Source organism: Pseudohongiella acticola (genome assembly GCF_001758195.1).
Classification (GTDB): Bacteria; Pseudomonadota; Gammaproteobacteria; order Pseudomonadales; family Pseudohongiellaceae; genus Pseudohongiella; species Pseudohongiella acticola.
On the sequence record NZ_MASR01000001.1, the window covers coordinates 2,195,723 to 2,210,219 of the forward strand.

Here is a 14,497-nt window from a genome sequence, read left to right on the forward strand (position 1 = left end):
GCGTCAGGGTACGGGCCTATGGTTCACCGGAAGCAGGAAGGCGAAGAAGCGCTGCGCTGGAAACGGAAGTTCCTGGACGCACTGGAAGAGCATGAGCAGCGCGAAAAATCATTCAGCAACCGGATACGCTTGTTACGTCGGGGTCTGCTCGGGGTAAGTCTGGCAGGTGATGGCAACGACCCTGTGCTGGACAAGCAGCTCACACAATTGCGCAGTTCGCTGCGCAATGATGATCGTGAAACCGGCCTGGAAATCCTGCTGGAACAAATCGAAAAATCCATTATCCGACTGGACACGGAAAAGAATGCCAGCACCTGGGCTTTGCAGCAGGCATTCGAGAGCAGTATCAAAGAGCTTGAGCAAGTCCCACTGCCCGCCTCCTCGCGCCGGCAAATAAAAAAATTCAATCGCGGCCTGTCCTCGCGGCTGGAAGACCCACAGCAACACGCCGGTTTGATTCGCCAGTTCATCGAGCTGCTCAGCGAATCAGTGCAGACTCTCAAAACCCAGGAACAGCAGGCCACCCAGCAGGGCCCGGCCCAAACCAGCACTGACAATGCAGCCAATACCTCGAGCACCGGCCTTTGGCAACGCCTGTTTGGTCGCCCCGATACCGCACCCTCAGCTAAACAAGAGCCCTCAGCGCATGGAGAGCCCTCAGCGAATAGAGAGCCCTCAGCGCGACAAGAGCCATCAGCCGATAAAGAGCCCTCAGCGCGACAAGAGCCTTCAGCGCATGGAGAGCCCTCAGCCAATAAAGAGCCCTCAGCGGACACAGCGCCGCCCCTCGTCACCGAAACAGATGTTATCTCCGGCGAGCTCATGGATCGCGATGATGCTCCCTCCGCCCCCAGGTCTCATGATCACAGATCGTCACCGCTGCAGCAGGAACCCGCGTCATACGCAGAATCGTATACCGAGGTCGCCGACGAAAGCGATGCGGTAAACGACACCAGGTTGAGTGGCCGCGCCACCGATCTGCAGGACAGCGCGGTGCGCGAGCAACAGGCCAGACTCGAGCCTGATGACGAAGCAGGCATAGAGGGCGAGCTGATCCGTGACCGATCCGGCCTCGCCGAACCCGCTTTCTCTTTTATCGCGGGTCATGTCGAACCTTTACTGCTCAGAATTCTCGAATCCATCAATATTACGGGTGAATCCGTTGAGCTGGCGGATAGCATCCGGCGTCACATTCTCAAGGGTCTGAACTGGTACGATTTTGTTGCGGTACTGGAAGAAATTCTTCAGATCCTGCGTAGCGCAGCCGATGACCAGCGTATTGATTTCCAGGATTTCCTGGCGGAGGTCAATGAGAGTCTGGCGCAGGTACAGTCCTTTGTTGATAGTTCGCGCCAGTATGCTGATCAAAGTGCAGCTACCGATGCGGCGCTTGATGCAAAAATGCGAGAGCAGATCAGCGGCATCAGCAACGCTGTAGCCGATGCGGGCGTTGATCTGGATTCATTAAAAGTCAGTGTACAGTCTCAAATCGGCAGCATTATCAGCTCATTGGACAACTTCAAATCCCAGCGCCAACAGCAAAGCAATGATATGAGTCAGGAGATGGGCGCGCTGATCGAGCGCATCAGTGCACTTGAAACCGAATCCCGGGAATTGCGTCAGCACCTGTCTCAACAACAGGAAAAAGCACAAACGGATACCTTGACCGACCTGCCCAACCGCGAAGCCTATAACCACAGACTTGACACTATCCTCGGTGAATGGCGTGAAGGTGCCAGCCACGAAAGGCGGGACGACGATCGAGCATTGTGCCTGGCCGTCGCCGATGTCGACAGTTTCAAGCATATCAATGATACCTATGGCCATCTCGCCGGTGATAAAGTACTTAAAATTATCAGTAAGGAAATGTTATCCAGATTGCGCGAAAAAGACTTTATTGCCCGCTACGGCGGCGAAGAGTTTGTTATCATCATGCCGGATACACGGCCCGCGGACGCGGAGCACGCGTTGAACAAGGTTCGTGAGGCGATTGCCAAGATCCCCTTTCATTTCAAGGAACAGCAGTTACGAATCACCGTCTCGTTTGGTGTCACCGATGCCCTTCATGATGACTTCCCGGAGACACTGTTCGAGCGCGCTGATCGCGCACTTTATCAGGCCAAGAAGGATGGACGTAATCTGGTGCGGCGCCACCGCCATGAGGATTGAGGCTCGGCATGTGCACGATACAAACTTTTTTAAGGTGGCAAACGTCACAGGAAGCTCACGCAGTCAGAAGCGACAGTAGCGACAAGAAACAATAACAGGGATTACACCATGGGTTTGAGCGACATCGGCGAACAGGTCGGCCAATGGCTGGCCACGGCAGGGCGTTCGCTGAACACGACCGATCCGGGCGTCGCTCTGCTGCGCCGCACTAACACCGTGCTGATGGTATTTGACGATAACCTGTACCACCTGGACAGCGGGCGTAGCTGCAGAATCCCTGACAGTGCCGTCGGCACCCGTGATGAGAGCAGTGGCGGGAGTATTGACGGAAGATCTGACAATGGTGCAGCTGACGCATCGTCACTGGCCATGCGTCTGGCCACTGCTGCGGCAAGCCTGCTGGCAGATGGCGGTGACGGCGAGCACATATCCGGGATTTCCGCGACAAACAGTACAGCCAGCAGCTTCACACAAAATACCCTGTTGTTATTGCCACCGGCAGATTTTCTGGCAACACCTGTCAATCTGCCCGGTGTTGCTGCTGCTGCCATTCGCCCGGCATTGCGGCTGCAGGCTGACAGTCTGGTGCCGGGTTACGATGATGCCCTCAGCGTGGCAGTCAGCACCATCGACGCAGGCAGTAAAACGGCCGACGACGCCCAGTCCCAAACCCAATCCCAAACCCAGGCCCACATGGCGTTCTGGCTACCAACGGCAACGCTCAATGCATTGCATCGGGCATTCGCTGATCAATCACTGTTTCTTACTGCGGTTATGCCGCGCACCATGTTGATTGCCGGTCAGCAGGACATGGTGATGATCGACGACCAGGATGCCCGCAACCAATCAGTATTGCTGTTTCGCGATGGGGTATGCCAGCAGTGCCTGCAGACCAGCAAGACGGATCTGGCGATTCCGGCTTTCCACGATCAGTGGCAGGCTGAAACGGCAGTGCTGACCGCATCAGCGCCCGAGGCCATGACGTTGCACAGCGCGGACGATTATCGACAGGCCATGGGGGCGCAACAACTTCGCAGCAATGCGCTGCCGACAACAGCAACCGCTTACGCCATCGTGCCAGATGCCGCCCTGGCCGCACGTCATCAGTTCGACAAGGGCAAACGTTTGTGGCGGGTGGCGGCCGTGATTGCCGCCCTCACCGTGCTCAGCTCTATCCCGTTTCTGATCCAGACGTTGCAGCTACGTAGCCTGAACAATACTCTGGCTGAACAACAACAACGCACGGCGCCGGCGCGTGCCGACCAGCAGGCGGTACGTGACTTCGAATCACGCTGGGGAGTATTGACCGAGTACCCTGCCCAGGATGTGCCTGCGATGTTGCTGGCCCTGCAAGCCGAAGTGAGCCCCAATGTGCTGACCTCGCTGGAACTGGAGGAAGGTTATATCAGCATTGAAGGCGAGAGTAACGATCCGCAGGGGCTGTTGCAGCAACTGGAACAGAACCCGATGTTCACAGAAGTGGACTTTGCCCGTGCCACCAATAACAACCGATTCTACATTGACCTGCGCCTGACCACGGTCAATTTTCCTGCCTATCAGGAATGGTATTTCCCGGAGGAACAATAATGTTGTCGGGGCTGCGTTCACTGACACCACGGGAAAAAAATATTCTGCGCCTGGCCCTGGTGTTGGCATTGATCATTGCGCTGTCTAACGGTTTGCCGGTGGTGCGAGATGTTTACAGCGAGCGGGCACAAGCCATTGAAAGCCTGCGCCTGGAAATAGATCGAGAGCAGCGGCTGTTGAACGATACTGACTTGTGGCAACAGCGTCGCCAGGAAATCGATCAGCAATTGCAGAATCTGGAAGCGCGATTGTTTACCGGTAATGCCAATACGACAGGGTCTCTGCCGACAGTACCGGTGCTGGCTGCCAACATCCAGCGCCTGGTCAGGCAGATCGCACAGGACACCGGTATCACCATCACCTCCACCAGCCTGGCTGAGTCGATGGAGGCCGACGGCTGGTTGCTGGTTGAGCAGACACTTGCTTTCAATCTGGATAACCAGAGCAACACGCTGGATTTTCTCGCTCGACTGGACGCATCCGAACCCTGGCTGGCCGTGAATTATTTCAGCATGAGCAGAGGGCGAAACATGTTCAGTGGTGAAATTACCGTTGTCGGTTTCAGTCGCGAAACCCAACCCAACACGGCGGGAGACTGAGTCATGTCCAATATCATCAGTCTGCCGATCTTTACCCAGTTGCTCGAACCCGCGGGCATTGCGCCAGCGCAGGATTTTGTCAACAGCCATGAACTCGTCTGCGAGACTCTGCCGGATAGCCAGTTACGCGCGCGCATCCGATTCGTCATGCACAATGCCGGCCCCGGCAATAACGAGATAAACGTACGTTTTCGACCGGCTGGCACTGATGAAGTCAGGCGGTTGACCAAACACTGGCGGGCAGAATTGTCACCGACAATTGATGCTGACGGCACCGACGATGTGTTTGTTTCCGGTTTTGAAGACGATGAGGAACTTAAAGACCTTGCTTCTGAAGCGCCCATTATCCGACTGGTCAATCACCTGTTTGCGCGTGCCCTGGATCTGAATGCCAGCGACATACACTTTGAGCCCAATGAAGAACATCTGGATGTGCGCTGTCGTGTTGATGGCATCATGCACCGAATCGAAAGACTGCCGGTACGAATCACAACGGCCGTGGCATCGCGTCTGAAACTGATGGCGCGCATGGACATCGGTGAAAAGCGATTGCCACAGGATGGTCGTATAGACTTCCGCACCGGCGGCAAACAACTGGACATGCGAGTATCGACATTGCCTGGCGTGCACGGGGAGTCCATTGTGTTGCGAATCCTGGATCGCGGCGATACCGCAGTCAGTCTGCAGCAACTGGGCATGCCGGATAATATTTTGGGCAGCTATCAAAGTCTGATCAACCAGCCTCACGGTATGATTCTGATTACCGGCCCTACCGGCAGCGGTAAAACCACCACCCTGTACGCGACGCTGGAAAAAATAAACAGCCAGAAAAGCAAAATCATTACCGTTGAAGATCCCGTGGAATACCAGCTGGAAGGCATTACCCAGATTCAGGCCAATGCCGCAATCGGATTGTCTTTCGCTGCGGGGCTGCGCTCGATCGTGCGGCAGGACCCCGACGTTATCATGGTCGGGGAAATCCGTGACCATGAAACTGCCGAGATCGCCATTGAGTCGGCGCTGACCGGGCACCTGGTTTTCTCTACCCTGCACACCAACGATGCCGCTGGTGCCATCACCCGGTTACAGGACATGGGGGTTGAAGGTTATCTGATCAGTTCCAGCATGTTGTGTGTTCAGGCGCAGCGTCTGGTGCGTCGCATCTGTACCGACTGTGGCGAGCCACACACGATTACCCCTGACGAAGAGCAGGTACTGCAGATTCGCGCGCAGGACTATCCTCAGGTGCGTCGCGGCAAGGGTTGTGATCGTTGTGGTGAAACCGGTTACCGGGGCCGGATTGGTCTGTATGAACTGCTGGTCATGTCGGATGCGATTCGTCACAAAATTGCCAGCGGCGCGGATGCCAACATCATCCGCAGCCAGGCGATCAGGGAAGGCATGAAAACGTTGCGCGAGGATGCACTGGAAAAACTCGCAGCGGGCCTCACTACGCCGGAAGAAGTGGTGCGCGTGACTCGGGCCGGAGCAGCGTCATGAGTCTGGCTCAGTTCAACTATCAGGCCTATGATGTCAGCGGCAAGATTCAGCGCGGGCACATTTCTGCAGATTCGGAACGTGAAGTTGTTAAACTGCTGAAGAACCGGCAACTGATTCCGGTGAAAATCAGTCCGGCCAGTCAGAGCGAAAAACGGGTACGCACCGGTAAAAAAATCAGGCCGCGCGATCTGCTCGATTTCACCACCGGCCTGCGCACTCTGGTGGACGCCCGGGTGCCATTGGACAAGGCGCTGCGTTTGCTGGAAGGAATCACCGAGTCCAGCGCGATGCGGGAACTGGTTGTGACCATGCGCCGGGATGTCAAAGAAGGCAAGAGTCTGGCAGAAGCCATGGAAACCCGGCCGGACGTATTCTCACGTATGTATATCAATATCGTCCGTGCTGGCGAGGAAGGCGGCATTCTGCACCAATTGCTGCCAGACCTGGCTGAGTTTCTGGAAACCAGTGCCAACAATCGACAGGCCATTGTCTCTGCCATGGTTTACCCGATTGTGTTGTTGGTTACCGGTGTCATCTCCGTGTTTCTGTTGCTGGTGTTTGTGATTCCACAGTTCGCCATCATGTTTCAGGATGCCGGCACCGATGTGCCTGCGTCCGCGGCTTTTCTGCTTGCCCTGAGCGAAGGCGTTCAGCAATACGGCTACCTGTTTGTGCTGATGATTGCGGGGCTGGTGTTCTGGTGGCGATGGCAGGACCGGCAGGCCGCGACTAAACTGCGCAAAGATGCATTTTTGTTACGCACGCCACTGCTCGGCCAGTTGCTGTTATATCGCGACTGTGCCGTTTTTGCCCGCACGCTGGGTGCGTTGCTGGGCGCAGGCATACCCTTGATCCGGGCGCTGAGAGTTGCGCGTGAAGTGGTCAGCAATACCGAATTGGTGCGTTTGCTGGCGCGCGTTGAGGAAGATGTACGAGGGGGCGCCGGACTTGGCGTGTCACTGGAAAAAGCCGGAGTATTTCCGACGCTGTTGCATCAGCTGGTCGCGGTCGGTGAAGAATCCGGTCGCACCGGCAGCATCTTGCTGAAAACGGCAGAGACTTTCGACCAGAGCGTAAAGAATCAGATGGCCAGCCTGGTATCTGCCTTGCAGCCCGGGCTCATCCTGCTGCTGGGCATTGCCGTGGGCGGTATCACCATTACCATGTTGTCGGCCGTGTTCAGCATGAACGCGGTACAATTTTAATGCCAGAAAAGTATCGTCGACAAAACAGTGTCGACCTTTACGGGGAGTACGGAACGTGAAAGGAAACATCAGGCCAATCGCCTTGCTCGGGTTTGCAGTCGCGCTGTCATCCTGCGCGTCCATGCAAACAGGTAGCGGCAGCCAGGCTGGTCGTAGTACGCCGCCCTCAAGTGTGGCGGAATCGACCGCTGTGCCATCGGCCACCCGACCTGCCTCTGAGGACATGTCTGCCCGCCAGATGGCCGAAGCCGCCGACAGCGCGGAGCGGCAGGCGTTGATTGCCGAGATCAATCGTGACGGTGTCCGGGTCAGTTCTGACGGCTACCGTGAAACGGTGCCGTCACCGATCGAGGCACCGGCTCAGGATGTCGTGGAACTGAATTATGAGCAGGCCGACCTGCGTGATGTGTTGACCGAGCTTGCCGATGCGCTTGACATTACCATGATCATTGATCCCACCATCTCGGATCTGGTCAGTATACGCACCGCTGCCAATCGACCACTGGCTTATGAAGATATCTGGCCCCTGGTGCGATTGCTGACACGCCAGAACGGTGTCCTGCTTGAACGTGAGAATGACATCTACTACGCCACCAAGGGCGATTCCAATCTGCCAGTGGAAGTCACCACACCTGACAATCTGCAGCGCGGTACCGCCAACTACGTCATGCAGATAACACCACTGACCTACATTTCTGTTGAATCCGCACTTGAGCTGCTCACGCCGCTGGTGACTCCTGATGGTACCGTCACCCGCATCTCCAACAGCAACACATTGGCGGTGTCTGCCAGTCGCGGACAACTGTCTCGTGTCAATGAGTTGCTGGACCTGATTGACGACGATCCGTTCATGAATCAGGGCATCCAGCTTTATCCATTGAGCAATGCCAGCGCCGCTGATGTAGCGCAGGAGCTGCAGGATATTTTGCAGCTTATCGAAGGTGGTTCGCCTGCATTCCAGGTGCAGGCACTGGAGCGTGTCAATTCCCTGCTGGTGACGGCACCTGCCACTCGCGGTTTCGACGAAATCAGCCGCTGGATACGCATTCTCGACGCTGACCGTCAGGAGCAGGCAGAACAATTGTTTCAATACCGGGTCAAGAATCTGAATGCCACGGAGCTGGCGGAAACCCTGACCGAAGTGTTCCGGCGGGAAGATGACAACGACACCGTTCCCGGCAATGAGGATGACGACGATGACTCACGCGATGAGCGCGAAGCTTTCTTCGAATTCAACGAGAACGGTGAACCAGTCGCACGCCAGCCTGCCAGTTCAAATACGCTGGTGACCTCGGTTGCCGTGTCTGCCAATTTGCGCGTCACCATCGTTGCCGACGATGCCACCAATACTCTGTTGATTCGCAGTAATCCGCGCGACTACCGGCAGTTGCTGGCCATCATCAATCAGCTGGATAGTGCGCCATTGCAGGTCATGCTTAACGCTGTCATCGCGCAGGTGGTGCTGACTGACGACACGTCTTTCGGTGTCGACTGGTCTCGGGTGCTGGAGTCTGCTGACAGCACGACACGACTGGGAACCAGTTTTCTGCCAGCCGGTGCCGATGGTCAGTCCGGGCTCGGAGGACTGTTGTTCAACCGGGCTTTCCTTGATGGCGCTGCCCGTGTCGAAGCAACACTGGAGGCAATCGCGGTTAACAATGATGTGAGGCTACTGGCGCGTCCGTCGCTGACCGTGGTCAACAACATGGAAGGTCAGATTCGTATCGGTGCCGAAGTTCCGGTGCGCCTTGGCGGAACCACCACGACAGTTGGCACGACTGAAAATATTCAATACCGCGATACCGGTATTGAGCTTAACATCACGCCCCGCATCAATGATGAGGGTGTCGTAAATCTGGTCATACGTCAGGCGCTGTCATCAGTGTCGGAAAATTCCGGTGTTCTTGGCAATCCGATATTCGAGAATCAGGAAATTGAAACCACGGTTGTGGTCAGGGATGGCGAAAATATCGTGCTGGGTGGGTTGATCCAGAACAGCAACGACAACCTGAATACCGGTGTTCCGGTTCTCAATCGGGTGCCTGGACTGGGCCGTCTGTTCAGCTACCAGCGCGATAACAACGAGCGTCGCGAACTGTTTATTGTGATCCGGCCAGAGATTATTAACGTTAATGAGCAGAACAATGCCAGCTATCGGGAGATCCTGAACCGATTCGAGCTGGCGGCAGAAGTGCTCTCCGAAGACTATTAAGAAGATGAGGATTTGCCAATGAAGTCAGCCAGATCTATCACTAACAGCGCCATGCGCAATCGTGGTTTTACCATCATAGAGTTGCTTATTGTCATGGCCATTCTGGGCATGTTGGCGGTCATGGTGGCGCCCAACCTGTTCAATCAGGCCGACAGTGCCCGTCGTGATGCCGTGTTGTCACAAATTTCGTCACTGGGCAGTGCGCTCGACGCTTACCGTCTGGACATTGGGCAGTACCCCGATTCACTGGACGGCCTGGTGCGTGATACCAGCAGCCGTTCAACGTGGAATGGTCCCTATATTCGCGGCTCGTTGCCAGTAGACCCCTGGGGCAATGCATATCAGTACGAATCAAACGGTCGTGACTATTCATTGATGTCTTATGGCGCCGACGGCCGCGATGGTGGCGAGGGCAATGACGCAGATATCAGCATTTGACAGGATGCCCTGGACGCGCGGGCTCCCTGCGCGTCAATGTGGTTTTACGCTGCTGGAGCTGCTGTTGGTGCTGGGCATACTGGGAATGGCGGCCACGCTGATCGGACCCGGACTGGCATCGCTGAACTCACCCGGATTTACTGCGCAGGTGCGCGAAGCGACCGGCCTGCTGAATTATGCACGGCGCATGGCTGTGGTCCAGGGAACGCCGGCTGCTATAGAAATGCAGGGCACGGGCGGTGACACTGGCGATCGCGACAACGTTGACGACTCCAGGCAGCAGGCGGACATTGTCGGTCGCTGGACAGGGGACAACATCGTTCTCAATTATCGGGACAGTGCCGGGCAGGACGCGCCGCCAGATGAGCGCTTGCAAATTACATTCTTTCCGGAAGGTGGCAGTACCGGGGGCGAACTGATCCTGCAACAGGACGGCCGTCAACTGACCATCAGTGTGGATCCATTCTCCGGTCGGGTACAGGTGCTGGATGAAGAATAGACCTGGCGCCATTATCCGTAACAGAGGCTTTACTTTGCTAGAGGTCATGGTTGCGCTCACCATCACCAGCCTGGTGCTGGGCGCCCTGTTCAGTCTGGCGGCCGGCAGCAAACAGCTGGCAGTGCGCACTCAATCGACCTTACAGGACACCATGGCCGCACGGGCTCAGATCAATTCTTCATTGTTGGACAACGAGTACCGAGAACTGGAACCGATTATCGGGAATACCCGGTTCCAGACCGAGTCCGGTGACATACTGCCTGATGTATTGCGTCGCACCGCTCCGATGAATGACCTGTTGCAGACTTTCCGGATTGTTGACGAAGACACCGATGAAGTCATAAACGGCGTGCGCTGGATACGCCTGGAGTTACCGCAATGACAGCGCCGACTCTTTCAAGTTTCTGCGAGCGATCCCCTGCTTTTGCTCTCCCCGCTCCTCCGCCCGCTCATGGCGGTTATTGCGGAATAAAATCATCACGTGGTTTCACCCTGCTCGAAATCATGATTGCATTGTCGCTGACCGCAATGTTGCTGACCATGCTGACTGCGGGCATGTATGGGGTGATCCGTGACTGGGACAATAACGCGGAAGGGCTGGAAAATTCGCTGGACGAAACCGTGGCGCTTTTGCAGCTGGAGCGCGCACTGCAGGGAGCATTCCCGCACAGCTTTCGCGACCCTGACACGCTGGCCCGGCAGGTGTTTTTTGTTGGTGAGCCGGATTCACTGAGTTGGGTCTCGACAGTATCACCGCAACGAGCTCCCGGGCTGACCGCCTGGCGGCTGTATGATGAACCAGGTACCGGCGTGTTTCTACAGCTTGCACCGGCACTGAGTGACAACCCGCTGCAACGACTGGAGGATGCAGAACCACGTCTGTTGCTGGCCGACTACTCACTGGAATTTAATTACCTGTTTGAAGACCTGGAGTTTGCAAGGCGCTGGCGTGACACCTGGGACGGGGGTGAGTTGCTGGCCCTGCCCATGGCCGTGCACATTGTTCTGCAACCAACGGCACGCAATGCACGCAATGACGAGCTGGATATCGTCGCATCGGTCAGAGCCGTGGAACATCGAAACCTGACGCCCAATACAGGATTGTTGCAATGAGTGCGCAGCTATCAAGTGTCCGGCCATTGCCGGCCCGGCAGCGCGGCGCGGTCATGATTATGGTGTTGTGGACCGCCGTGGTCATGACCATTCTGGTGACGGTGCTGGCGGCAAATGTGCGATTGTCAGCGACCACGGCTTTCTACAACAAGGCCGGCAATGAGGATTACGCAGCCGTGATGGCTGCCATGCACAAGGCTGAAATGGAGCTGATGATGGAGCGCATGCCAGTGCCAGTGGGCCAGGAACTGACGCTGAATGATGACGGTGAATTCCGTATTCCGGCCTATCGCTTTAATGGTCAGCCGCTGACACTGAATTACGCGGCAGACGACAACATGGTGGTTCGTATTTACGATCATGCTGGCAAAATCAACCTCAACCGTATCGAACGCACAAGGCTGCAGCTGATCGTCGAAAAAAAGCTGGGTGAAGGGTTCGATCCGCGTCAGGTACAGGAACTGCTGGCCGCGTGGGACGACTGGACCGACCTGAATACCCTGCTCACTCCCGGGGGCGCCGAAGACGACTATTATGAATCCCTGGACCCGCCCTACACCGCGCGCAATGTGCCAGAACTGGACTCAGTGGAAGAGATACGCTTGATCCGCGGTTTTGATGAACTGTTTGCTGACGTTGATCTGGAGGCGGCGTTCACAATCTATGGGACCGGCAATGCCGTCAACCCGAATCTGGCGACCCGGGAAGCACTGTTGTTGTTGCCTGGGCTGGACGAAGAACTGGTAGAAGAAATTATTGCTCATCGTGAGCAAACCGACTTTCGTGTGATGCGTGAAGTCGGTGAAATCGTGCCACTGGAAGAAATGGTGGAACTCTCCCCCTGGCTGGGTTTCAACACCTCGAGTTTTTATTCAGTGTATGCCTACCCGGCCCGTGCTCAGTCTGCCAGTCAGGCAATGACAGATGATGGTAACTATAACAGCGCCTCACTGGCGGATGATCCGGTGCAGCAGGCGTACATGCAGGTCATGGAAGTGCGCTCGGCTAACAATCGAGCGCGTGTCTATCAGGTCAATCCTTATGCGCAGTTGCCGGACACTCGCCGCGCCCAGATCGACGATTAGTGCGAGCCGGGCGTGACTGCATCAGTCGCGCTGCATGCTCCAGGAGGACCGCATGACCAGCGTACCCCAACCCTTGCCCGGGTTGACGTTGATCTCTTTGCTGAGTCGGGTTTCGTACCACAGCAATCCACTGGCATCGGCGGCGCCACTGAGCACGTGAAATTTGCCGACCCGCATGGCCATGGCTTCTACCCGCACCTGCACGGTGATCTTTTCACCTTTGCGGAACGGACCGTGTTCGACTTCCGGCCGGTCGATGGCCAGATAGGATGACATCACTTCTTCCAGATCTTTCATCAAAGCGAAACCAAAATAGCAGGTCACATCGTCGTTAAGTATTTCCGCCTGCAGTTCCATGACAAAGTCCTGCAGAGGATCAATACTGTCGATTAGCTCACCGTCGACATTGCGCACCAGCGTCTGCAGAATTCGGCAGTCTTTCACCGCATCCGGTGTTTCTGCCTGATGGCTGTTGGCCTGCGCTTCGCCCTGAGTATAAACGCGTCGACTGTTACAGTGATCTTCATAGCGCGCGACGATCTCGTCGCTTTTACCGATCTCCCGGATTTTGCCCTGCTCCAGCCAGATGGCAGTGTCGCACAATTCCTGGACGTGATACATCGAGTGACTGCAGAACACCATGGTCTTGTTCTGGGCACGGAACTCGTTCATGCGCTGCACACATTTTTTCTGGAACGCAATGTCACCTACTGACAGTGCTTCGTCAATGACCAGTACATCCGGTCTCACCATGGTGGCGATGGAAAATGCCAGGCGCACATACATGCCTGAGGAATAGGTTTTAACAGGTCGGTCGATAAAATCGCGCAATTCGGAAAATTCAATGATGTCGTTTTCCATGGCATCAATGTCATCGTCGGGTACACCCAGCAGACTGGCATTAAGATGGATATTGCGCCGACCAGTGAACTCGGGATGAAAGCCCGCGCCCAGTTCCAGCAATGCTGCCACCTGACCGCGAATGGCGATCTGTCCGCCGCTGGGTTCCAGCGTGCCGACCAGCAACTTCATCAGTGTGGACTTGCCGGCTCCGTTGTCGCCGACAATACCCAGGCTCTTGCCTTCCAGGACGTCAAAGGAAATATCCTGCAAGACGTGAAACATACGATGGCGCGGCTGGCGCAACAACAGTTCCAGCAGTCGGTCCTGGGGCCGATCGTAGATGCGAAATTCCTTGTGCACGTTTGCCACTGAAATACTATGCATTACAACACATCCCCGAACGCGTGCTTGATGCGCATGAATAACCAGCCGCCAAGCAGAAAACTGACCACCGAAGCCAGCACCATGACCTGGAAGTGTGGCACGGAAAAGTCGCCCAGCAGAATGATTTCACGATAGAACTGCACAAAACTGTGCATGGGGTTAAGCATCATGAACGGGCGCAGGTTCTCCGGCAGCAGTGACAATGGATAAATAATCGGGGTCAGGAAAAACCAGGCGGTCAGCAGCAAGGTCACCATCTGCTGAATATCACGCAGAAACACACAAAAGGCTGACAGAATCGCAACCAGTCCCATGGTAAACAGGAACTGCAGCCCCAGTGCCACCGGCAGCCAGAGCCACATCAAATCAAAATAACCTTGAGTAGCCAGATACACCAGAAACACAAATATGGCGATACCGTGTACCAGATAGGGCACCAGCGTGCCCACCATGGGAATCAACTGCACCGGAAACATGACTTTGGTAATCAGCGGCGCCTTTTCCAGCAATAGACCACTGGCCCGTCCCATGGCGTCGGCAAAGGCAAACCAGGGCAGGTAGCCGATCATCAGGAAGATCACAAACGAGACATCGCCAAAGTTCTCCGGCAACGGAGCCCGGAAAACCACACTGAAGACAAAGGAATAAATGCTGATATTGACGATGGGGGTGACAAACAGCCACAGGAATCCCCCCAGTGACCCGGCAAACTGGCCGCTGAACTCCTGTCGGACAAACTGGTGGAACAGCCGGAAGTGACGAACCGGAGACAGCACCCACTGACGCATTAGACTAAAAAACATAAAAACCCTGACAATTCCGGACACGGGACAAGACCCGTGCGGCGAGATCGCGAATTTAAT

General features: G+C 55.8%; 13 protein-coding genes. 11 read left to right on the forward strand and 2 right to left on the reverse strand.

The annotated features are described in order from the left end of the window. Positions 1–18 precede the first annotated feature (18 nt). The 11 genes from PHACT_RS09365 to PHACT_RS09415 all read left to right on the forward strand — a co-directional run bounded on the left by PHACT_RS09365 (position 19) and on the right by PHACT_RS09415 (position 12,407). Positions 19–2,169, forward strand: coding sequence for a diguanylate cyclase (locus PHACT_RS09365; RefSeq protein ID WP_070117277.1), 2,151 nt, complete (start codon positions 19–21; stop codon positions 2,167–2,169). A gap of 108 nt (positions 2,170–2,277) precedes the next feature. Further along, complete coding sequence (locus PHACT_RS09370) at positions 2,278–3,756, forward strand: DUF1772 domain-containing protein (RefSeq protein WP_070117279.1); 1,479 nt, start codon at positions 2,278–2,280, stop codon at positions 3,754–3,756. Then, positions 3,756–4,355, forward strand: a complete 600-nt coding sequence (locus tag PHACT_RS09375) for a GspMb/PilO family protein (protein WP_070117281.1) — start codon at positions 3,756–3,758, stop codon at positions 4,353–4,355. The genes PHACT_RS09370 and PHACT_RS09375 overlap by 1 nt, the downstream gene beginning before the upstream one ends. Before the next feature lie 3 nt (positions 4,356–4,358). Beyond that, positions 4,359–5,855, forward strand: coding sequence for a GspE/PulE family protein (locus tag PHACT_RS09380; RefSeq protein WP_070117283.1), 1,497 nt, complete (start codon positions 4,359–4,361; stop codon positions 5,853–5,855). Then, the gene (locus tag PHACT_RS09385) at positions 5,852–7,060 is read left to right on the forward strand and encodes a type II secretion system F family protein (RefSeq protein WP_070117285.1); all 1,209 of its coding nucleotides are present in this window, start codon (positions 5,852–5,854) and stop codon (positions 7,058–7,060) included. The genes PHACT_RS09380 and PHACT_RS09385 overlap by 4 nt, the downstream gene beginning before the upstream one ends. 55 nt (positions 7,061–7,115) lie before the next feature. Then, positions 7,116–9,272, forward strand: coding sequence for a type II secretion system secretin GspD (gspD, locus tag PHACT_RS09390; RefSeq protein ID WP_139141493.1), 2,157 nt, complete (start codon positions 7,116–7,118; stop codon positions 9,270–9,272). Positions 9,273–9,290: 18 nt separating this feature from the next. Next, on the forward strand, positions 9,291–9,710 hold the full coding sequence (gene gspG, locus PHACT_RS09395) for a type II secretion system major pseudopilin GspG (protein ID WP_070117289.1): 420 nt from the start codon (positions 9,291–9,293) through the stop codon (positions 9,708–9,710). Then, positions 9,688–10,209, forward strand: coding sequence for a GspH/FimT family pseudopilin (locus PHACT_RS09400; protein WP_169819433.1), 522 nt, complete (start codon positions 9,688–9,690; stop codon positions 10,207–10,209). The genes gspG and PHACT_RS09400 overlap by 23 nt, the downstream gene beginning before the upstream one ends. Then, positions 10,199–10,591, forward strand: a complete 393-nt coding sequence (locus tag PHACT_RS09405) for a type II secretion system protein (RefSeq protein WP_083264481.1) — start codon at positions 10,199–10,201, stop codon at positions 10,589–10,591. Before PHACT_RS09400 ends, PHACT_RS09405 begins: the two co-directional genes overlap by 11 nt. Further along, positions 10,588–11,322, forward strand: coding sequence for a PulJ/GspJ family protein (locus tag PHACT_RS09410; protein ID WP_083264482.1), 735 nt, complete (start codon positions 10,588–10,590; stop codon positions 11,320–11,322). Before PHACT_RS09405 ends, PHACT_RS09410 begins: the two co-directional genes overlap by 4 nt. Continuing rightward, positions 11,319–12,407 carry a type II secretion system minor pseudopilin gene (locus PHACT_RS09415; protein ID WP_070117294.1) on the forward strand — a complete coding sequence of 363 codons (1,089 nt, stop codon included), beginning with the start codon at positions 11,319–11,321 and terminating at the stop codon, positions 12,405–12,407. Before PHACT_RS09410 ends, PHACT_RS09415 begins: the two co-directional genes overlap by 4 nt. A gap of 21 nt (positions 12,408–12,428) precedes the next feature. Here the strand turns inward: PHACT_RS09415 and PHACT_RS09420 are convergent, their stop codons facing one another. Together PHACT_RS09420 and PHACT_RS09425 are read right to left on the reverse strand one after the other, a co-directional pair. Further along, complete coding sequence (locus PHACT_RS09420) at positions 12,429–13,634, reverse strand: ABC transporter ATP-binding protein (protein ID WP_070117296.1); 1,206 nt, start codon at positions 13,632–13,634, stop codon at positions 12,429–12,431. Then, positions 13,634–14,437 carry an ABC transporter permease gene (locus tag PHACT_RS09425; protein WP_083264483.1) on the reverse strand — a complete coding sequence of 268 codons (804 nt, stop codon included), beginning with the start codon at positions 14,435–14,437 and terminating at the stop codon, positions 13,634–13,636. Before PHACT_RS09425 ends, PHACT_RS09420 begins: the two co-directional genes overlap by 1 nt. Positions 14,438–14,497: the final 60 nt, after the last annotated feature.